This is a genomic window from Chryseolinea serpens (assembly GCF_900129725.1).
Lineage (GTDB): Bacteria > Bacteroidota > Bacteroidia > Cytophagales > Cyclobacteriaceae > Chryseolinea > Chryseolinea serpens.
The window spans coordinates 98,159-118,350 of the sequence record NZ_FQWQ01000002.1; the positions used below are offsets into that span (position 1 = coordinate 98,159).

Genomic DNA, 20,192 nt, shown 5'->3' on the forward strand with positions numbered 1-20,192 from the left:
ATCCGCCGTCATGGAATGAAAAAGAAAATCATATTTTCTGTACTGAGTTTTCTTGGCGGTTTCGGAGTTGGGCTGTGGACTGAGTTTTGGATAAAAAGATTCATACAAGACCTCTTTGTATTTTTTACCGATAATCACATCCGTTTTCATGGCAAGATTTCAATTCCGCTTTTTTTTGGATGGCACTATCCGGCAATCTTTGCGCTCATCGGATTATTTTGTTATCACGTTTTTCGAGTATGTACGCTGCGCGAGAAAATCAAATGCGCCAGTCTGGTGGTGGGCATCTTTTTTTTAGTGCTGGCCCTCCTCTGTTATTTTGATAGCAATATAAAAATTGTTGAGTGCACGGCTTGCGATGATGGGATCCGGACGCTTGAGTATTCTGACATTCGATACGAACGGATCATCTTTGCAAGTCTCGCGTTGGCTCTTCTGCCGATCGGGATCAAATACGTTCGCGGTCAGAAGCGGAGTGACTAGCGCGCCGCCGTGTCTCGCCATAGTTGCTTCTCGCCTTTCTCTTAAACTGATGATGTCGTTGCTCCTTGGACTCTGCGTTCGCGAATAACACCCCGCCGCCTTTCGCTTTTAATCGAGCTTTTCGATGTTACGCGCCATGAACGTCAGCATTTCATATGATAGCGCGAGCGTGGCGCACTTTTCACAGGTTGTGTATAACCCAGGCTAAAGCCTGGGGTTATCCAGCTTCGCAATCGGCGAAAGTGTTGGATGAACTATCAATTTGCTTCTGGAATCAGAATAGCTTTCGTACCAAACGAATAACCCCGGACTTTAGCCCGGGGTTATTGACAGCCGCTCAAATCAGCGTGTCACAGGAAAGTTAAATCGATCTTCGCATTTCTTGACACGCAAGCTCTGTGCTTCATCGGCAGTTGAGCTCGCTTTCCCTTAGAGATATTTTCAGGTTATGGGAGAACTACAGACTTAAGTCTTATTTCGCAAGCGTAATCACCACCAGCGACTTCGAAGGAATCTTCAAACCCACCGATTCACCGGTTTTCTTCACGCCGGCAAATGCCACAGGCTTTAACGCTGACGGTTTTTCGAACGTGTTGTGATCGGTGAACTTATCCGATGTAAGGATTTGGGCGGAAGCCTTCAGAGTTTGTGTTCCTGGGACGTCCACCTGAAGATCGATCGCGTTTGCCGGGTCGATGTTGACGATAGTGAGGTGGATGTTGCCGTCTTTGTCGCGGGAGGCGGAAGCATTCAAGGCCGGCAGTTTTTCAGTGCCGAAGACATAGTCTTTGGTGTTGACCGCCAGCGGGATCAAGGCGGCATCCTGGTGCACCTGGTAAAGATCGAATACGTGATAAGTCGGCGTGAGCAGCATCTTTTCTTTATCGGTGAGGATAAGGGCTTGCAACACGTTCACCGTCTGCGCCAGGTTGGCCATGCGGACGCGGTCGCTGTGGTTGTTGAAGATGTTAAGCGTGGAGGCGGCGATGAGGGCGTCGCGCAAGCTGTTTTGCTGAAAGAGGAAGCCGGGGTTTGTGCCGGGTTCTACGTCGGTCCAGATGCCCCATTCATCTACCGCCAGGGCTACACGCTTTTCGGGGTCGTAGCGGTCCATCACGGTGGAGTGCTTCGTCACCAGTTCGTCCATGCGCAGGCAGGCTTTCATGGCGGAGAAGTATTCGTTTTCACCAAAGGTTGTGGCGGAGCCTTTCTTGTCCCAACCGCCAGCAAGGGTGTAGTAGTGTAGCGAGACGCCCCACATCATGTTGAGGGGGACGTTCTTCATGAGAGTTTCTGTCCAGTGGTAGTCGAAGGAGTTGGCGCCGCCGGCGATCTTCATCAGTTTGGCGTCGCCATAGTTGCGGGCATAGGTGGCGTAGCGGCGGTATTGGTCGGCATAGAATTCGGCAGTCATGTTGCCGCCGCAGCCCCAGTTCTCGTTGCCCACACCCCAGAACTGCACCTTCCATGGTTTTTCGTGACCATTTTGTTTGCGCAGTTCCGCCATCGGGCTCACACCGTCGAAGTTGAGGTATTCCACCCACTTGGACATTTCTTCCACGGTGCCGCTGCCCACGTTGCCGCAGATGTAGGGCTCGGTGCCCAGCATCTCGCAGAGGTCGAGGAATTCGTGGGTACCGAAGCTGTTGTCTTCGGTCACGCCACCCCAATGGGTATTGACCATCTTCGGCCGGTTGGCGCGCAGACCGATACCATCGTTCCAGTGGTATTCATCGGCGAAACATCCGCCGGGCCAGCGCAGGTTGGGGATGTGGATCTTTTTCAGTGCGTCCACGATGTCGGTGCGGATGCGACGCGTGTTGGGGATCGTTGAATTTTCGTCCACAAAATATCCTCCATAAATACAATGTCCCAGGTGTTCTGAAAAATGGCCGTAGATGTGACGGCTGATGGTGTATTTGCTAAACTCCGGGCTCGCGACGATCCGGTTTTCTTTCACGCCTTGGGCGGTTGCAGTGAGGCCACAGCAAACCAATGCCATGAACGCGAGGGTGCGTAGAGTGCTCATAGAGGAAAATTGTTTTTTAAATAGTGATTACAATAACAATGAAAATAAAGTATACCCCTTTCGTTGTGTCTCTACGCAACGTCACAGATCTGCACTCCCTGACGCAGGGATGCGATCTTGTCTTCACGCTTGGGAATAAATTCCTGCGCCACATAGCCTTTGAAACCCGTTTCCAAAATGGCTTTCATGATGGCGGGATAGTTCAACTCCTGCGTGTCGTCGATCTCGTTGCGTCCGGGAACGCCGCCGGTGTGGTAGTGGGCGATATACTTTTGATATTTTTTGATGGTAGCGATCACGTCGCCTTCCATGATCTGCATGTGATAGATGTCATACAGCAACTTGAAACGCTCGGAGCCCACCTTGTCGCAGAGGGCCACGCCCCAGGGGGTGTGATCGCACTGGTAGTCGGGGTGGTTCACTTTGCTGTTGAGCAGCTCCATGACCATGGTCACTTTATATTTTTCAGCGATGGGCATAAGGCGTTGCAACCCGATGGCGCAGTTCTCGATTCCCTTTTCGTCGTCGAGGCCCTTGCGGTTGCCCGAGAAGCAGATGATCTGGTTGAGGCCCGCAGCGGCGGCTTTGGGAATGACTTCCGAATAGCTCTTCACCAGTTCGTCGTGTAAGGCGGGATTATTAAAACCATCGACGATGCCTTTGCCCGCTCCCCACGGTAGGGCTGAGGTGAGACCATATTTTTTCAGGATGGGCCATTCTTCCGGGCCGGTCAGCTCGATGGATGACAGGCCGATGCTGTTGGCGGCTTTGCAGAGGTCTTCGAGGGGAATATCGTTGTAGCACCAGCGGCAAACGGAGTGGTTCACTTTGCCTTTCAGGTTGCCGTCCAGCACGGCTTCGGCGGCCGACAAGCGGTGGGCCAGTGAAGCGCCGGCTACGGCCATGGCGGTCGTGCCTGCCATCTTCTTCAAGGCACTGCGGCGGGAATAATTTTCGTTGTTTTTCATAATGCTCTCTGGTCTGGTTCTATCTCTTTCTTATAAAGTCGTATGGGTCGGCCTATCCCCTAACCACACTTGAAAAAATTACGCCTTCCGATTAGGTGTCAATTTTACACTATATTATAAAAAAATCATGGAAAACGATTGAAACCGCCAAAAAAAAGCTTTGTGAACCTCATTTCCACACCGCATTACCCTTCTGATCGCCAGCGATTTGTCATCCTGAAACACGAAAATGATGTCTTGCAAAAAGTTCGGAGCGCGCTCAAGCCGTTGGGCCTCGCGACACGCCGGTCGCGGACGTCGGCTTGAGTTAGGATGAATTCACACGCACCTTCACGGTGGAAAGCGTCATCCTAAGCCTGTATTGCTTCTGCGTTATTTTTTACGCCTCAAATTTTCAGGCGAAATGAATTTGTTATCTTCGCCGACACTGAAACAGGGCCGGTCGTTAATCGCCGGTAAATTCATCGCACAACAAAAACAAATAAACCCATACCGCTATGATCAAAAGAAGAGCAAACGCCGTTTGGAACGGCACCGGCAAGGAAGGCAAAGGAACGGTGAGCACGCAGAGCACCGTATTGAATAAGACACAATACTCCTTTAACTCGCGCTTCGCCGAAGGTGTAGGCACCAACCCCGAAGAACTTCTCGCCGCCGCACACGCAGGATGTTTCACCATGAAGCTCAGCTTTGTGCTGAACGAAGCCGGCTTCACCGCCGACGAATTGTCCACCGACTGCGTGATCACCCTCGATCCCAACACCGGCACCATCCCCACGGCGCAACTGACCTTGAAAGCCAAAGTGCCCGGCATCAGCAAAGACAAATTCGACGCCGCCGTGCAGGATGCCAAGGCAAACTGCCCCGTGTCCAAACTTTTCAAAGCCGAGATCAGCATCGACGCCACGCTGTTGTAAATCGATTCTTTTTATTCCGAAAGGCCTCTGAAACCGTTTCGCAAAAAAAGTGACGTTTCGGAGGCCTTCGTTTTTTTATGGATGGTCTCCGATCGCCCGTGTTGTTGCACCTTCATACCACTTTCAATCCATCGACCTGTCCCGATATTCCGCTCATGGAGTAATGGTCGTTCCTCCCGCATGCCGGTCTCCCACAATCGCGGAAAGTCATGTATATTCACTTCCCCTAACCCGGAACTGACGCATGAAACCTATCACTGGAATTCTAGCCATCCTGTTGCTGGTGCGCTGTGGCACGCCAAAGCCATCGGACGACCGTGAAGCCATCGCCGCCGCGATCGAAAAATCGTTGCGCACCGAAACGTTGGACAAGTGGTATCCCTTGTCGGTCGACACTTCCTACGGCGGCTTTCTCAGCACCTTTACCTTCGACTTCAAACCCACCGGCGACCAGGACAAAATGATCGTAACCCAGGCCCGCCAAGTGTGGACCAATTCAAAAGCGTCTGAACGCTACCCGGACGTGAAACAATACAAAGAAAATGCGCGACACGGCTTTTTGTTTTTGTACGATGTGATGTGGGACAAAACCTATGGCGGCTTTCATACCTTAGTGGACCGCGCCGGCGCCGTGAAGTCAGGTCCTAACGAAGAGAAAACGGCGTATGGAAATGCCTTCGGTCTCTATGCCTTGTCGGCCTACTATCATGCCTCGCGCGACACAGCGGCACTGGCGTTAGCAAAGAAATCATTCGCCTGGCTGGAGGCCCATAGTCACGATCCCGCGCGCAAAGGATATTTTCAACACATGAAGCGCGACGGCACGGTCATTCAACGCGATGCCTCCGTGCCCTCGACGGCCGAGACAGGCTACAAAGATCAAAACAGTTCCATTCACTTGCTGGAAGCCCTGACAGAACTCTACTCCGTATGGCCCGATGCCCTGGTACACGAACGCCTGCAGGAAATGCTTCACCTCATCCGCGACACCATCGTCCAGCCCAAAGGTTATCTCCAACTCTTCTTCCTCCCCGACTGGACACCCGTGACCTTCCGCGACTCCTCCGAAGCCAGCGTACTCAAGCATCACAACCTGGACCACGTTTCGGCTGGTCACGACATTGAAACTGCCTACCTCATGCTGGAAGCCTCCCACATTGCGGGCAACCAAAACGACACCACCACTTTGCGCATCGCCAAAAAAATGGTGGACCACGCCCTGCAAAATTGTTGGGACCCCAACGGCGGCTTTTATGATGAAGCCTACTACTTCAAAGACAAGCCCGGCATCACCATCACCCGCGACACCAAAAACTGGTGGGCCCAGGCCGAAGGCATGAACACCCTCCTGCTCATGGCCGATCTGTTTCCCAACGATGAGCATCAGTATTACGAGAAATTTAAAACACAGTGGAAGTACAACGACACGTATCTCATCGACCACGAATACGGTGATTGGTATGAAGCTGGGTTAGATAAGGAGCCCGATAGAAAGAAAGGGTTGAAAGGGCACATCTGGAAGGCCACGTATCATCATTACCGGTCGATGGCGAATTGTATGGACAGGCTGCGGGGACGAGTGCATTAAACCGCCGCCCCTCCGCCCTTGTTGGTGTTCTTCACCAACAAGGGCGACGAGATTCTTTACGCCTTCTCTTTGCGCGCCGAAGCTTTAGCGAAGATGATGCGGTTCAAAACTTCACACCCCCACACTCAATACTGGTGAAACGAATCCGACACAAACGCAAGCACTGTCGGCAATGCTGCTCTCCAGTATGTCCACGTATGACCACCGTCGTGAATGCGAAACTCGTGCGGAATTTCCTTCTTGCGCATGGCGATGTGCACTAACGAGTTGCCCTCAAATAAAAAGTCATCATCACCAATATCGATATACCAGCGGACGGCTTTCTTCTGATCGTCGGGCATGGCTTTGATCAACTCCAATACACTTTGTCGCTTGTAGTACGCTTCGATCTCGGCAGCCGTACCATTTAGATTATTCCGTTGCTCCAGATAAGCTTTCGTATCCTCCAGCGTCAACGGACCGGTTGCCGCGCTCAAGGGGCATGCCGCAGCAAAAAGCTCCGGGTGGTGTAAGGCGTAGGTGAACGATCCTCCCCCTCCCATCGACAAACCCGCTACGGCGCGATAGTGTTTGTCTTTTTTGATCCGATAGGTCTTCTCCACATACGGCATCAATTCCTGGAAAAAGAAATCCTCATAACGCCACTCATTTTTCACGTCATTGGCATAGCCGCGCTGGCCCGTGTTGGCATCGGGCATGACGATGATCATGGGTGTGGCCTTGCCTTCGGCGATGGCTTTGTCGGTGATGTTTTGTACTTCACCGAATTGGACCCATCCCGTTTGGTCGTCGCCGCCGCCGTGCAGGAGGTATAGCACGGGGTAGCTGCGTTGGGATGATTCATAATCGGGGGGAAGGTAGATGGCAAACTTGCGATCGCCCTTCAGGATCTTGCTGGGAAACGAAAGGTTATCAAACACTTTGCCGGACTGTGCCAGGAGCACCGTCGGCAGCAGGGCCAACAGGTAAAGGAGTTTTTTCATAAGTGATCTGGTTTATGGAACGGAATATGCGCAACCGCCTTGGGTCATACAACGCCAAAGGTTATGAGCGGCATATTACAACGTCATCTCCCAGCCCTTTTGATATTCCCGCTTCCAAAGTTGCAATGCTTTGGGATTGTCTTTGATGTGCCCGTTGGACGGGTCGCAGTACAACGTGCCCCCCGTGCGATACGCGATGTTGCCCAACTGCGGCAGCAACGTCGATTTATGACCTTCGGAAATCGGTGCGTTCAGTTTCGCTTTGCCCCGGACACTTTCAACGAAATTGAGCAAATGCATGCTGTCGAGTCGCTCGCCCATGCCCATGGTGTTCACCATGTCGGCCTGTTGCAGGTCCGTCTTCACTTCCTTGACGATTTTGTTTTCGGGATCATAGATCTTGTAGTCGTCGCCACCGGGAATGACCATCGTTCCCTTTTCGCCATAGAAGATCACGCCGCGGCCAACGCCTTCCACGGGGAAGTTGTTGCAACTGCGTCCCTCCCAGGTCATCGCCGTGTTGTTGGCAAATTCGAAGGTGATGGTTTGTGTATCGGGTGTTTCCCAGTCGTCCTTATAAGCAAAACGGCCACCGCCCGACACCACTTTCGTGGGATAATCCACGCCAAGACCCCAGCGCATCACGTCGATCTCGTGGGTGCCGTTGTTCAGCGCTTCGCCGGTGCCCCAGTTCCAGAACCAATGCCAGTTGTAGTGCACGAGGTTGTCTTTGTAGGGCTTGCGGGGTGCGGGGCCTTGCCAGAGTTCGAAGTCCAACGTGGCGGGTACCGGCACTACCTTTCCCACACCGATCGGTTTTCTGCCGTTGGCATACCATCCCTTGGCAAAATAGACACGGCCGATCGCCCCATCATGCAACGCCTGCATGGCTTCCATCACCTTGGGAAACGAACGACGCTGGCTGCCCATCTGCACGAGCTTGTTATATTTTGCCGCACCGGCCACCAGCATCTCGCCTTCGGCTGGATTGTGTGCGCAGGGTTTTTCCACATACACGTTCTTGCCGGCCTTCAGGGCCAGCATCGCTGCGGGCGCATGCCAGTGGTCGGGTGCTGCGATGACAACAGCGTCAACATCCTTTATCTCCAGAAGCTTGCGGAGGTCTTTTATCCCCTGTGGCTTTTTGCCGGAGATCTTTTCGATCTCGGCTTGGGTTTTGGCGATCACGTTGTCGTCTACGTCGCAGATGTAGGCCACTTCCACGTTGGGCAATTTGGCCAGCATGGTGGATAGTGCCAGGCCGCGGCTGTTGGTGCCGATCATGCCGATCACTACTTTGTCGGCGGGTGATCCTTGGAAACTAAAGACACTCGGGGCTATGAACAAACCGGCCCCGGCGAGGGTGGTTTGTTTGAGGAATTGTCGGCGGTTGGTCATGGTGGGATGTGTTTTAAATTTGATGTTGATTATTGGTGTGAACACCGAATAAGGGGAAAATTTAATGTTGGCCCGCCCAAATCTTGTTGGTGAAGAACACCAACAAGGGCGCGGGTGGGCGGGTGGCCTATCCTTTCAATAGGTAAGGGTCGAGGATCTTTTGCCAGATCACATAGCCCTTGCTGTTCATGTGCAGCATGTCTTCCCGGAACAAGTCCTTCATGGGAAGACCATCCTTGCCTAGCATCGCGTCGTATATATTTACAAAGGATGCGTGTTTGTCCTTCTTTAAGTATTGACGTATCAGTTTGTTCGCCTCCACTACAACGGGTTGAAATTTTTGCCGGCTCGGGCTGGGTTTTATAGAAACGAATACAACCGACACATCACCCAATGTGCTGCGGATGTCCGTAAACAATTGTTGGAAACGCTTCAGCACCATCTTGGCGGTCACGGTGTCGGAAGCTGCAATATCATTTTCACCGCAATAGATCACGATCTGTTTGGGTTGATAGGGAAAGATGATGTCTTTCTCATAGCGGATCACATCCGGCAGCGACGAACCGCCAAACCCCCGGTTCAGGATGGTGCGGCCCGGAAAATAGGTTTGTACATCTTGCCATATGGTGAACGACGAACTGCCCACAAACAGGACCGGATGCGCCGGCGGAGCGTTCAGGCTATCTTTTTTCTTGAAGGCGACGATGTCGTCGTGGAAAGGCTGGGCAAAAACAAAAGTCGTGAGGAGGAGTATGTGCGCCAGCAGGGCTACTATTTTTTTCATGGGCGAAGAATAGGGGTTTATCCGTAATGAAGGTAGTGCATTCGCCACACGTTTGCGAAAAAATTATGCAAACGGTTCCTTACCGCGCGTCAAAAACAGGATTAACTGTTACTTTTACCTTTACACGTATTCACTTTAAAATACCCTCATGAAACTATACCTTCTTCTCTGCTTCCTGTTTCTCTCCACCGTCAGCGTTGCGCAAAAAGAAGTTGCCTTCACCCTGGACGATGTCCCCAACGCGGGGCTCTACAAACAAGACGGGTTCCGTTCACGTCTGCTTGAAAAGATCGATGCGCTCGCCTTGCCGGTGGCCATCTTTAGCAATGAAGCCAACCTGTATAACACCGAGTTCGCGGCCGAGAATTTCAAGGGGCTGGAGAAATGGATCCTGAACAAAAATATCACCGCGGGCAACCATACCTTCAACCACATCGGCTACACCGCTTCCGGCGCAACGGCGTTCGAGGAAAGCGTGTTGAAGGGCGAGGTCATTACGGCAAATGTTTTGAAGCGCCAGGGGAAGACGCTGAAGTATTTCCGTTTTCCGTTCAACGACATGGGACCCGACAGCGCAGCACATCACCACATGCGGGCTTTCCTGGAAAACAAAGGCTATACACTCACGCCTTTCACCATCGAAAACTCCGACTGGGCCTACAGCGCTTTGTACGAAGATGCTTTGCGACACAACGACAAGGCAAAAGCCCAGCAAATCGGCTCAACCTACGTCAGCACCACGCTGGCGCTGTTCGATTATTTTGAGACCCTCTGCCAGCAAAGATTCGGACGCCCCATCAAACATATTTATCTCTGCCACGACAACGCCCTCAACACCGACTACCTGCAAGCGTTGGTGGACGGCCTGCGCAAAAACGGCTACACCTTCATCACCCTGGACAAAGCCCTTCAGGACGACGTATATAACCAACCTGACCGTTATTTTGGAAGTGCCGGTTTCAGCTGGATCTATCGCTGGGAACGCGACGTTGAAAAACGCAAAGCCCTGCTCCGGGCCGAACCCGAAAATGCAGAGCTTGTCAAAGCCTACGAGGCGTTACAAAAGAAATAGTAAAACCAATACGAGCCACCCGACGGCTCAGCCTGCATTCGCCACCACGCGCGACAACTGCTCGATGCGGCCGGCGCCGGCAATGGAATAGTTGGTGAACACCGGATTGTTCGTATACCACAACACGGCCTCGTCCTGAATGTTGGCACGGCTGATCACCTTGGTGGGCCCCAGGATAATCTCCGACTTGCCCTTCACGGCAATGAAAACCGCTTCCTTACATTCCAGCTTGCTGAAGTCCAGCACACAGTTACCATTCACATAATCGATCACAAGCCTGCGACAGGAACCGTGAAACGTGATGCACCCATCGCCCACCACCTGGAAGGTAACAGAGCTGCGGACGCAATAGATCATTCCGCCCAGGTCAAACGAACCCTTCGCGATGAATTCCACATCGCCAAAATTGCCGATCAGCAGGGAGTCATTTTTGTGAACGCCATCGAATTGTATTTTCCTTGTGGGTAGTGGTTGTTGTTTTATGCGCATACAAACGGAGTTAAAAAAGTTATTCTCAAACTTGTTCTGCAACTTTTGAAGCCGGGACGCTCCCCTTTAGAGCATCCCGCTTCAAATCGAATAAGGGATTTTAGCCTTATTCTATGTCACACCGTTACTCGTGTTACTTGGCAACAATCGTAACCGTGTTTATGTTGGTTTTGCCGTCTACGGCAAGCGTGATATCATATTTACCTTCGGTGGCAACATAAAAGTTATGGTATTCCTTGCCGGCGGCGGTGGCGTCTTTCACCTTGCCATCGGTAATGGCGGAACCGTTGGAGGTGGCCATGCTGAAGTCGACCAGGTAAGATCCCTCCCATTTTGCATTTTCGAGGAATACGAATTCACGATCGCCAATAAGGCTTACATCCGTCCATTTCCAGGTGTAGACCGTTCCGGACTTGGTCGGGGTCTTCAGGTCGTAGCCATTGTCCCAGTTGGCTTCGGTGTCGCCAACTTTGTAGGCGTTTCCGAACAGGCCCATTTTTGTGGCGCTGAAATCGGTGAGCTTACTTTCGGTCCAGGTGTCGCTGGCAGCTGTGTATTTTAGTTTCACGAGAATATTGCCGCCGGCGTGATTCGGTATGTTGTCAAGGAAAAAGCCAAGATCGTTCTTGCCCGAAGCCCAGGCCGCCGCATAGTCTGCCACGCCGAGGCTCGACATCACGGTGGTCACGCCATCTTCATTGTAGGCATGCCAGCCGTCGTTGAAGCGATAACGATACCCTGCAGCAGCTTTCAACTTGACGGTGCTTTCGAATACCGAGGAATCTTTCGATACGGATTTTTGAGCAAGGCTGGTCGCCGCAGCCCAGTCGCCGGGCGTGGCGTCGCCAATCATGTTGGCCTTCACGCGCATGATCACGAAACTCTTGTTGTTGATGTCAACATAAGCATAGTACAATCCTTCGTCGCTCACCGCGATCTCGGTAGCATCGGCTACCAGTGTTCCATGGATCACCACATCGTTGATGGGCACATTTTCAATGTCGGTTCCCAATTCTTTCTTGCCGCCGTTTTCAGCGCCATAGATCGTGCCCACGCCGCCTACCACTTCGGCGACTTTGATCTTGGAGCCAGCGCCGATGTACATGAATTTGCCGTATACACCATCTTGCGTTTCCACATGCGGCACCTTGCCGGGATCAAGTTGTGCCACGTTCATGCGGGCAGCCGGTTCAACAGCAGAGGCAGCAACCGTGTTGGTGCCATAAATGTAGACGCCATCCAGCTTGGGGATCAGCTCTTCCGGCTCGGCGTCGTCTTTACTACACGACACGATGATGAACGGGAGGGCCAGCGTCAGCATCAGTAAAAGTCTTAGGGATAATTTTTTCATAGGTGTTCAGTTTTTAGTTGATCATTAAGGTTCAAATCATAGGTATTGCGGTACTATTTTATTCCAGCGAATCCAACAGCGTTCGTGCCTGATCCACTTCCAGGTTCACGAGGTGTTGAAAGGTCTGCTTCAGCGTGGCCAGCGCGGGTGGGTTGCCTTTGTATTTTATTTTTTTCAGATAGTAGGAATACACCAGCTCCAGCTCGGCTTTTGTATACGACACACCGGTGAACGTCTGAAGGATCTCCAGGCATTTGAATTGATCTTCCACCGTAGGTTCGAGGATGGTGCCTTCACCAAAGTCATTCCAGGTCACCAGTTGCAAATATTTCAGATCGTACTCGGCAGCTTTGTTCAATGTGTTTTGCAGCGTTTGCCCGTTGTTGAAGTCGACGTAACCATAGCTGGAGCCCGTGCCACCCTCGGCGTAGAAATCGTGGAAGCGCGGATACGCCGACCCTAGTTCTAATTTTCCGCCCGCTGCTTTCCCGTAGAAAGTCGTGAGCTGACTGAGCGATGCGTTGAAGTCCACCCACGAAAATTCTCCGCCTCCCGTCGAACCGGTGAGCGATGCATGATCCCACAAGGGCAGAAACACGGGCGCATGCGTGTTTTTAAAAATTTCGGTCCACTGACTGGCGGTTTTAAAATACCGGGGGCCAAACGTGAGCAACAAAGGCTTGCCATCGATGGCGATGTGGTTCTTTTTTGGATAGTAGTTGTCGTTGAGATATTTCATGTCGGCCTGCGCGGCCTCCACTGCGGTGAGGTTTGTTTTAGCTTCCACATTCTGCGCGGTGTAATCTTCATACACCACCCCAAACTGAAGCCCCACGCTGTCCAACTCCGTCACCACAGCATTCGTGGCGGTGGCGTTCACTTTGTAGTCGTAGACGCTGTGCGTGCCATACCAATCGATCAGCAGTCCATCGACACCCGCGTATTTCATCAGCAACAAATGATAATCGATCACATCTTTGTCGCGAGAGTCATATGGCCCGATGAGGGGATAATAGTGCGAAGCAATCTGGCGTTGACCGTTGGCGTCGACGATGTCGGGGTTCTGGTTGGCCATCGTCCAGTGCGAGCCCCAATAACCGGCAAAGGGCTTGCTTTGGAACCAGGGCATGTAGTGCATGTACACTTTCATGCTGTTGGTTTTCTGTACCGCGGGCGGTCCCGTCACTTCTTTTTCCGGTTCGGGATCGGACGAGCTGCAGGAGAACAGCACGGCCATCACAAGACTTGTCGTGAAGAGCACGTGGCGCAACGAGTGTCTATATTTTTTTATGCTTTCCGTCATGCTTCGCGATCTCAGTAACCGGTGCTGGGCACCATTTTAGTATTGTTGTCCACTTCTTGCAGGGGTATGGGATAGTAATAGTCCTTGGCGTTGTACACGATCACACCTTGTGTCTTATTCAGCGTGTTATACTTGGTCACTTCCTGCTCCACGATCTTCCAGCGCACGATGTCGTACCAGCGATGGCCTTCGCCAAAAAGTTCGCGGAACCGTTCCTCGCGGATGGAATCCCGGAGCTGCGTCCCTCCTAACCCAACGTAGTCCACGGCAGGCTCCGAGGCCTCGGGCGAAAAACCATAGGCGCGGCGGCGCACTTTGTTCATGTACTCGGATGCCTGGGCGTCGTTACCCAGTTTGTTCATCACCTCGGCATACATGAGGTACACATCGGCGAGGCGCATCAGGAGATAGTTGGTGCCGCTGTTCCGGTTGGTGGTGAGCACACAATAATCCTTGGGCACATATTTTCTGAAGCTATGACCGGTGTAGTTGAATTGGCTTTTCCCCACCGGGGTTATGGCACCGGTCTCGTCGGCCGCGAGATCGTCGGGCGCGTAGGTGCAGATCTTCAGACGGGGATCGTTGTGAAATCTGAAAATGTTCACGCCATGCGGGGTGCAGTTGCTCCAGCCTCGGCCGGGAGGTGCCAGCACCAGCGCAATGCCAGAGCCGAGACCGTTCTCCCAAATATTTTGCTGCATGTCTATCGTGTAGTTCAACTCAAAGAGCGACTCCCTGCTGAACTCGTTTTTGCCCTGGAACAAATCGTCGTAGCGCTCAAAAGGCACCAGCGCGTATTTGTTGCTGGCAAACACCTGGTCGAAGTATTGTTTTGATTTCTGATAGTTCTCCATGTAGAGATACACCTGACCGAGGTAGCCCTCCACGGCAAACTTGGTGACGCGTGCGATGTTGTTGGCATCCCATCCTTCGGGCACGAGCGACTCTGCGGCTTCAAAATCCTTGATGATCTGTGTATATACTTTTCCGACACTGGCACGGGGGATCATCAATTCGTCGCGGGTCTTGGCCACTTTCAGGATCAACGGCACGGCAAGACGCGAACTGTCTGCCGCATAAGACTCCTCTCCCCAAAGGCGCACCATGTGGAAGTAAGCCAGTCCCCGGAGAAAATGTGCCTGGCCTACGATCTTGTTCAACTGGGCGAGCTGGTCCGGGGTGGCCTTGCCGCTGGCTTCATAGGCCGGGGCATTCCCGATGATGTCGTTGGCGCGCGCCACAATGCGGAAGAATCCACGCCACGCGATGTATACGTTGCCGTCGATCGACGTTACTTCGTTCCGGTTTTGCGCATTCCAATAATCGGATTCGTGCGGCAAGGCCAGCAAGGTTTGTACATAGAAGGTCTGACCGAAAAGGTCAAGGTTCTTCACCGCATCGTAGGTTGCATTAAGCGACAAGTCGAAGTTCTCGATCTTTGTATAAAAGTTGTCGGCTGTGAGCTCGTTCTGGTTGGTGAGTTCCAGAAAATTATCTGCGCAGCCCGTGGCCACGGCAAGTCCTGCCAAAATGAAAAAGTATATAATGATCTTCCTGCGTTTCATATCGTCTTAAAATTGAAGTTCAAAACCACCAGTAAACGTGCGCACCTGCGGGTAGTATCCGAAGTCAACGCCACGGCTGAGGTTGGAGCCGGCGATCTCTGGATCGAGACCGGAGTATTTGGTGAACGTCAGCACATTGTTGCCATTCACATAGAACCGCAGCTTCTTCATGTGCCACTTCTCCAGCAGTCGGGCCGGCACATTGAATCCGATCTGGATGTTTCTCAACTTTAGGTACGATCCACTCTCCACGAAATAGCTGGAAGGCTTGCCCCAGTTCTGATTGGGATCGCTGGCGATGTTGCGTGGGTTGTTGGTGTGATGATCCGGCGTCCACGCTTCGAAAATATCGGTGGTCGTGTTGTCGTCACCAAAGAAGTTGCGCGTGTAGGCTTTGCTGGCATTGAAGACATCGACGCCTTGTACGCCTTGAAATTGTAAGGCCAGATCGACGATCCGGTTGTAGGTGACACCGATGTTCAGCGCATAGGTCATCTTCGGCCAGGGATTTCCAATGAACGTGCGGTCATGTTCCGCAGTAACTTCGCCATCCGGTTTTCCATCAGGACCGCTCAAGTCGCGATACATAAAATCGCCGGGGCCGGTGCCCGCTTCCTGGTAGGTGCCATCAGCGGCCCACGAGTTCACGGCATAGACATCATTGGCAGAGTTCAACATCTGTTGCACCTGGTAGCCGTAGAAGCTCGACACGGGTTTGCCGGCCTGCGTCCGCGTCATCCCCCCGATCTGACCACCACCGCTCCCGCTGATGAGCGCACCATTGCGATCGTCCGACAATTTTGTCAGCACGTTCTTCATGAACGAGGTGTTGCCGGTCACGTTGATATCAAACTTTTTAATGCTGGTGTTGTATCCCAGGTCAATGTCAAAGCCCGTGTTGCGCATGGTTCCCACGTTGATCTCGGGGCTCACCGGATCGAAGTTGTGCACTGCGATACCCGAAGAGGAGGGTATCGGCACCTGGTACAACATGTCCTTGGTGTCTTTGATGTAGTAGTCGACACTGATGGAGAATTTGTTCTCAAACGCTTTCATATCCAGCGCCACATCGTGCATCACCACGCGCTCCCAGGTCACGTCCGCATTGGTGAAGCGACTGATAAAGAAGCCCGGAACTTTGTTGCTTCCATTCACATCGAATGAATAGTAGGAGAACTGCGACGTGTACGTGGGCAGGTAAATAAAATCCCGGCTGTTGTTCGACCCGATCGACCCGCTGCTGGCGCGCAGCTTCAGGTTGGTGATGTAGGGCACATTCTGGAAAAAACGCTCCTGCGAAATTCGCCAACCGGCCGAAACCGAGGGGAAGGTTCCCCAAATGTTCTTCATCGCAAAATTCGGCGCCGAGGCATCGTGACGGATGTTTGCCTCGATCAAATACTTCTCGTCATAATTATAGTTGAACCTCGCAAACTGAGAGATGAGCCGCGACTGATTCACATTGGCCTTGTCGGTCGTAGCAATGGAACCTGTCGCGAGGTTGATGCTGGACGCCACGTCCACCGGGAAGCGGTTGCCGATCACATTGAAATGCCGCGAGTCGTACTTCATGGCTTCATAGCCACCCATGATCTTGAAGTTGTGTTTTTTTATCGACCGTGCATAGGTAGCCACCAGGTTGCCGGTGATGGTCTGGTCGTTGCCCGAACTGTAGGTGAGAGCGGCGATCGGGTTGGAGAACGACCCGTAGTTAAACGCTTCGTCAAATTTCTGCCCAAGGTAATTGTAGTAATTATAGCCCACGGTGCCCCGTATCGTCAGTCCATTGAGGGGGTTGGCTTCGAGGTACACGTTTCCATCCACGCGGCTATACGTACGTGTTTCGTGCTGTTGATATTGTGTTGCTACCGGATTGGGCCCTTGAAAATAAACGGGACCTTTTCCCCATCCTCCAAATTCGTTGGCCGGATCATGGATCGGCATGATGGGAATGGAGCGATAAGGCACACCCCCCGTCGTGTTCTCGTTGTTGTTGCCGATGGGATTTTCGATCACGCGCGAAAGCAAGATGCTCTCCCCCATCTTCAACCATTTGGTCAGCTTCATGTCGGAGTTCAACCGCATGCTATAGCGCTTATAGTTGTTGTCGATGAGAATGCCGTCTTCTGTATCGTGTCCGAACGAAAGGAAGAAATTGCTTTTGTCATCACCCTTCGACACCGAAAGGTCATACGTGTTCACCACCCCACTTCCACCATAAAAAGCTTTGATCCAATCCGTGTCGTCCTGGTAGTTGTCCCACGCCGGTTCCGGGTTTTGGCCTGCATTCAAACGGCTCTCTTTTTTGTATTTCACAAAGTCAGCGCTGTTGAGTAAGGTCGGAAGGTGAATGGGGCTGCGCTTGCCCAGCGAAGTTTTGAAGTTGACCTGGAGACTGCCTTTGCCGCGCTTCGTTGTGACGAGGATGACACCGTGCGCGGCGCGAATCCCATAGATTGCGGAGGCGGCCGCATCTTTTAAGATCTCAATGGATTCTACATCATCCACATCGAACTGATTGCCGGGGCTCATGCGAATGCCATCGACGATCCACAACGGTTCGGTGTTGCCGATAGAGCCCACACCCCGGATGTGTATGGTGGGCGCCGCTCCCGGAGCACCTCCGTCACGCGTCACGTTCACACCGGCAGCCATGCCTTGCAACGCCTGGTCCATCCGCAACACGGATTTATTTTCCATATTCTGAACGTTCACGGACGATATCGCACCGGTAACATTCGAACGCTTTTGCTCACCATAGCCCACGACGATCACCTCATCCAAAGCCCGCACATCCTCCACCAACGCAAGGTTGATCACCGTCTGAGTACCCAGCGGCACTTCTTGTGTCACGTATCCGATAGAGCTGAATACTAGTGTAGCTTCTGTGTTCACGGTGAGCGTGAAGCGGCCATCGGCATCGCTCAATGTGCCGGTGGTTGTTCCTTTCTCATATACACTCACCCCGGGGATGGGTTCCTTGTTTGAGGCGGTCACCCGGCCGGAGATGGTACGCTTTCCCTCCGCATCCTGGGCTTGCGCCGGGAAGATGACGACGAGTGACAACGCGAGCACCATAAAGAGCGACACGGCGTTATGTTTTCTTTGTAGAGATATTTTCATAGGCTCGTCTGTTTTAGCGCGTGCAACTATTCATAGAAATCAGTTCTTCTCCTGGAAGCGAATGGCCGTTCCACCGCCCGGCGCCAGCATCAGCGTGAGGGTCGAGGCCGCATCCACATCCTTTTGAAAAATGTCTATGGGGAGCGGGTTGGTGGTCATGTCCGCGTCTTTGCCATCCTGGTAGATGGTGGCCGTATACTTCTGGCCTAGTTTTAGGAAATCCAGTTTTACTTCCAGCGTCCGTTTGTCTTCGTTGGTGATGCTGCCCAGGTACCAGTCGCTGCTGTTGCGATCTTTGCGCACGGTGGTCACATACTTGCCGATCTCGGCGTTCAGCACGCGGGTCTCATCCCAGTCCGTGGCCACGTCTTCAATAAATTTCAAAGCGGGCTTGCCTTCATAGTTGGTTGGCAAGTCGGCGGCCATTTGCATGGGGCTGTAGATCACGACATACAAGGCGAGTTGTTTCGCCAGCGTCGTGTGGACGCGGTGGGAGCCATCATTTTTGAAGGTGATGTCAAAGATCCCGGGCGTGTAATCCAACGGCCCGCCCAGGCAACGCGTGAAGGGAAGTATGGTCGTGTGCGAGGGCGGGTTACCCGTGCTCCAGGCTTCGTATTCCGTGCCCCGGGCTCCTTCGCGAGTCATCATGTTCGGATACGTCCGGCGAAGGCCGGTGTCTTTGATGGGTTCGTGAACGTCCAGCATGATGTGATACTGCGCGGCCAGCGTCATCACCTTGTGATAGTGACGCACCATGAACTGACTTTGATGACGCTCGCCCGAAGGTGTGCGGTTCACATAACCGGTCTTCACCCGGTGAATGTCATACTTCTGGCAAAGCTTGAACGCGTCCTCCAACTGACGCTCATAGTTGGCCACGTTGCCGCCGGTTTCATGATGGGCAATGAGCCCGATGTTTTTTTCTTTTGCATAGCGGCTGATCTCCTCCAGGTCATAGTCGGGATAAGGCTTGGTGAAATTGAAATTGCCCGACTTGGTCCAATCGCCCTCCCAGCCCTCATTCCAACCTTCCGCCAGGGAAGCCGAGAGATGATGCGCGGCGGCAAAGTCAATCAGTTCTTTCATGTTTGCCGTAGTGGCCCCGTGGTGGGGTCCTCCCTCCCAGGTCTGCGTTTTTAAGTGCATGCCCCACCAGATGCCGTTGTACTTGCCGGGTTTTATCCACGACACATCGCCGATGGCGTTGGGTTCGTTCAGGTTTAGGATGAGGTAGGACGTAGCAAGGTCGCCGGGTTTATCTGCTAATTGCACGGTGCGCCAAGGCGTTTGCAGGGGTGCTGTTGCTTCCACGCGGTTGCCGTTGGCCCAGGGCACGAGGTCGCATTTCAGGGTGAGGTTGCCCTTGTTCTTCAGCGTCATCGACGCATAGTCCACCAGGGCGGCTTCGTGAATACTTACATACAGGCCCTTTCCCGTCATGGTCAGCGGCGTGTGAACGGCCTCTTTCAGTTCACTCACTTTGTTGTTTTTGAAGAGGTATTCACTGTCCATGTCTTCGCCAATGGCCGGGATCCACCAGGCCGACAGGTCGTCGCGGAGGGCGAACTCGGTGAGCTCGTCCATGATCACAAAGCTTTTCAGGTTGGGTTGGTCGGGGATGACATAGCGAAAGCCGAGACCGTCGTTGAACACCCGGAAGAGGATGTCGAACTGGCGTTTGAGACCCGAGGTTTCTTCCAGCGACAGGGTCAGGCTGTTGTATTGGTTTCGGATGGTCTTCACCTCACCCCAGGCCTGCGTCCAGGTCTCGTCGAACGAACCGGTTTTGGCGGAAACGATCTTGAAATCCTTGTTCAAGGCGGGCAGGTCTTTCAGGATGAAGCCGAGGGCGGAGGGTTTTATGATCGCCACCTTGTTGCGGAAAACGCTATAGAACGGGACGCCACCCTTCAATTCGAATTGAACGGTCACCTGTCCGTCAGGAGAAGCGACCTCCACCGGGTGGTCTTTGCTGTGGCCGGTCAGGGCCAGCAGGGCGAACAAAAAGATCAGTAATACGACGTAGAATGCCTTCATGGGTTGAGCGTTAGGGTTTGTGCAACGAGCGAAAAAACGGTTCCCGCTATCGTTTGCGTCAGCTCAACAAAGCACGCGTCCGGAAAAGGATGGATGAAT

15 protein-coding genes are annotated in these 20,192 nt (G+C 52.8%); 4 read left to right on the plus strand and 11 right to left on the minus strand.

Annotation, left to right across the window (positions count from 1 at the left end):
* The first annotated feature begins 15 nt into the window (after positions 1–15).
* Positions 16–483 (plus strand): hypothetical protein, encoded by a 468-nt coding sequence (locus BUB30_RS14510; protein WP_073135362.1) that lies wholly within the window; start codon positions 16–18, stop codon positions 481–483.
* 472 nt (positions 484–955) lie between these two features.
* Here the strand turns inward: BUB30_RS14510 and BUB30_RS14515 are convergent, their stop codons facing one another.
* Positions 956–2,512: an alpha-N-arabinofuranosidase gene (locus BUB30_RS14515; RefSeq protein WP_073135364.1), complete on the minus strand. Its 1,557-nt coding sequence runs from the start codon at positions 2,510–2,512 to the stop codon at positions 956–958.
* A gap of 71 nt (positions 2,513–2,583) precedes the next feature.
* Positions 2,584–3,480 carry a hydroxypyruvate isomerase family protein gene (locus tag BUB30_RS14520; RefSeq protein ID WP_073135366.1) on the minus strand — a complete coding sequence of 299 codons (897 nt, stop codon included), beginning with the start codon at positions 3,478–3,480 and terminating at the stop codon, positions 2,584–2,586.
* A gap of 497 nt (positions 3,481–3,977) precedes the next feature.
* Between BUB30_RS14520 and BUB30_RS14525 the strand changes: the two genes are divergently transcribed.
* Both BUB30_RS14525 and BUB30_RS14530 read left to right on the plus strand, forming a co-directional pair.
* On the plus strand, positions 3,978–4,397 hold the full coding sequence (locus BUB30_RS14525; RefSeq protein WP_073135367.1) for an OsmC family protein: 420 nt from the start codon (positions 3,978–3,980) through the stop codon (positions 4,395–4,397).
* 244 nt (positions 4,398–4,641) lie between these two features.
* The gene (locus tag BUB30_RS14530) at positions 4,642–5,985 is read left to right on the plus strand and encodes an AGE family epimerase/isomerase (RefSeq protein ID WP_073135369.1); all 1,344 of its coding nucleotides are present in this window, start codon (positions 4,642–4,644) and stop codon (positions 5,983–5,985) included.
* A gap of 125 nt (positions 5,986–6,110) precedes the next feature.
* Here BUB30_RS14530 and BUB30_RS14535 read toward each other — a convergent pair whose 3' ends face one another.
* From BUB30_RS14535 to BUB30_RS14545, 3 genes are all read right to left on the minus strand, one after another.
* A complete protein-coding gene (locus BUB30_RS14535; protein ID WP_073135370.1) occupies positions 6,111–6,968 on the minus strand; it encodes an alpha/beta hydrolase in 858 nt (285 codons plus the stop codon).
* 75 nt (positions 6,969–7,043) lie between these two features.
* Positions 7,044–8,366 carry a Gfo/Idh/MocA family protein gene (locus BUB30_RS14540; protein ID WP_073137232.1) on the minus strand — a complete coding sequence of 441 codons (1,323 nt, stop codon included), beginning with the start codon at positions 8,364–8,366 and terminating at the stop codon, positions 7,044–7,046.
* A gap of 127 nt (positions 8,367–8,493) precedes the next feature.
* The gene (locus BUB30_RS14545; RefSeq protein WP_073135372.1) at positions 8,494–9,150 is read right to left on the minus strand and encodes a GDSL-type esterase/lipase family protein; all 657 of its coding nucleotides are present in this window, start codon (positions 9,148–9,150) and stop codon (positions 8,494–8,496) included.
* A gap of 148 nt (positions 9,151–9,298) precedes the next feature.
* Here BUB30_RS14545 and BUB30_RS14550 point away from each other — a divergent pair, with 148 nt between their 5' ends.
* Positions 9,299–10,222 carry a polysaccharide deacetylase family protein gene (locus BUB30_RS14550; protein WP_073135374.1) on the plus strand — a complete coding sequence of 308 codons (924 nt, stop codon included), beginning with the start codon at positions 9,299–9,301 and terminating at the stop codon, positions 10,220–10,222.
* Between the two features lie 27 nt (positions 10,223–10,249).
* Here the strand turns inward: BUB30_RS14550 and BUB30_RS14555 are convergent, their stop codons facing one another.
* The 6 genes from BUB30_RS14555 to BUB30_RS14580 form a co-directional block, all read right to left on the minus strand.
* The gene (locus tag BUB30_RS14555; RefSeq protein WP_073135377.1) at positions 10,250–10,711 is read right to left on the minus strand and encodes a hypothetical protein; all 462 of its coding nucleotides are present in this window, start codon (positions 10,709–10,711) and stop codon (positions 10,250–10,252) included.
* 133 nt (positions 10,712–10,844) lie between these two features.
* Positions 10,845–12,062: a hypothetical protein gene (locus BUB30_RS14560; protein ID WP_143164931.1), complete on the minus strand. Its 1,218-nt coding sequence runs from the start codon at positions 12,060–12,062 to the stop codon at positions 10,845–10,847.
* A gap of 58 nt (positions 12,063–12,120) precedes the next feature.
* On the minus strand, positions 12,121–13,365 hold the full coding sequence (locus BUB30_RS14565) for a glycoside hydrolase family 99 protein (protein ID WP_073135382.1): 1,245 nt from the start codon (positions 13,363–13,365) through the stop codon (positions 12,121–12,123).
* Between the two features lie 11 nt (positions 13,366–13,376).
* Positions 13,377–14,930, minus strand: coding sequence for a RagB/SusD family nutrient uptake outer membrane protein (locus tag BUB30_RS14570; RefSeq protein WP_073135384.1), 1,554 nt, complete (start codon positions 14,928–14,930; stop codon positions 13,377–13,379).
* Positions 14,931–14,936: 6 nt separating this feature from the next.
* Entirely contained in the window at positions 14,937–18,053 is a 3,117-nt protein-coding gene (locus BUB30_RS14575) for a SusC/RagA family TonB-linked outer membrane protein (protein ID WP_084138129.1), read from the minus strand.
* A gap of 39 nt (positions 18,054–18,092) precedes the next feature.
* Positions 18,093–20,093 (minus strand): glycoside hydrolase family 97 protein, encoded by a 2,001-nt coding sequence (locus tag BUB30_RS14580; protein ID WP_073135389.1) that lies wholly within the window; start codon positions 20,091–20,093, stop codon positions 18,093–18,095.
* Between the last annotated feature and the right edge of the window lie 99 nt (positions 20,094–20,192).

What these genes read in the sequence shown, in the direction of transcription:
- BUB30_RS14510 (WP_073135362.1), top strand. Translation starts at nt 16, where the DNA reads ATGAAAAAGAAAATCATATTTTCTGTACTGAGTTTTCTTGGCGGTTTC.
- BUB30_RS14515 (WP_073135364.1), bottom strand. Translation starts at nt 2,512, where the DNA reads ATGAGCACTCTACGCACCCTCGCGTTCATGGCATTGGTTTGCTGTGGC.
- BUB30_RS14520 (WP_073135366.1), bottom strand. Translation starts at nt 3,480, where the DNA reads ATGAAAAACAACGAAAATTATTCCCGCCGCAGTGCCTTGAAGAAGATG.
- BUB30_RS14525 (WP_073135367.1), top strand. Translation starts at nt 3,978, where the DNA reads ATGATCAAAAGAAGAGCAAACGCCGTTTGGAACGGCACCGGCAAGGAA.
- BUB30_RS14530 (WP_073135369.1), top strand. Translation starts at nt 4,642, where the DNA reads ATGAAACCTATCACTGGAATTCTAGCCATCCTGTTGCTGGTGCGCTGT.
- BUB30_RS14535 (WP_073135370.1), bottom strand. Translation starts at nt 6,968, where the DNA reads ATGAAAAAACTCCTTTACCTGTTGGCCCTGCTGCCGACGGTGCTCCTG.
- BUB30_RS14540 (WP_073137232.1), bottom strand. Translation starts at nt 8,366, where the DNA reads ATGACCAACCGCCGACAATTCCTCAAACAAACCACCCTCGCCGGGGCC.
- BUB30_RS14545 (WP_073135372.1), bottom strand. Translation starts at nt 9,150, where the DNA reads ATGAAAAAAATAGTAGCCCTGCTGGCGCACATACTCCTCCTCACGACT.
- BUB30_RS14550 (WP_073135374.1), top strand. Translation starts at nt 9,299, where the DNA reads ATGAAACTATACCTTCTTCTCTGCTTCCTGTTTCTCTCCACCGTCAGC.
- BUB30_RS14555 (WP_073135377.1), bottom strand. Translation starts at nt 10,711, where the DNA reads ATGCGCATAAAACAACAACCACTACCCACAAGGAAAATACAATTCGAT.
- BUB30_RS14560 (WP_143164931.1), bottom strand. Translation starts at nt 12,062, where the DNA reads ATGAAAAAATTATCCCTAAGACTTTTACTGATGCTGACGCTGGCCCTC.
- BUB30_RS14565 (WP_073135382.1), bottom strand. Translation starts at nt 13,365, where the DNA reads ATGACGGAAAGCATAAAAAAATATAGACACTCGTTGCGCCACGTGCTC.
- BUB30_RS14570 (WP_073135384.1), bottom strand. Translation starts at nt 14,930, where the DNA reads ATGAAACGCAGGAAGATCATTATATACTTTTTCATTTTGGCAGGACTT.
- BUB30_RS14575 (WP_084138129.1), bottom strand. Translation starts at nt 18,053, where the DNA reads ATGAAAATATCTCTACAAAGAAAACATAACGCCGTGTCGCTCTTTATG.
- BUB30_RS14580 (WP_073135389.1), bottom strand. Translation starts at nt 20,093, where the DNA reads ATGAAGGCATTCTACGTCGTATTACTGATCTTTTTGTTCGCCCTGCTG.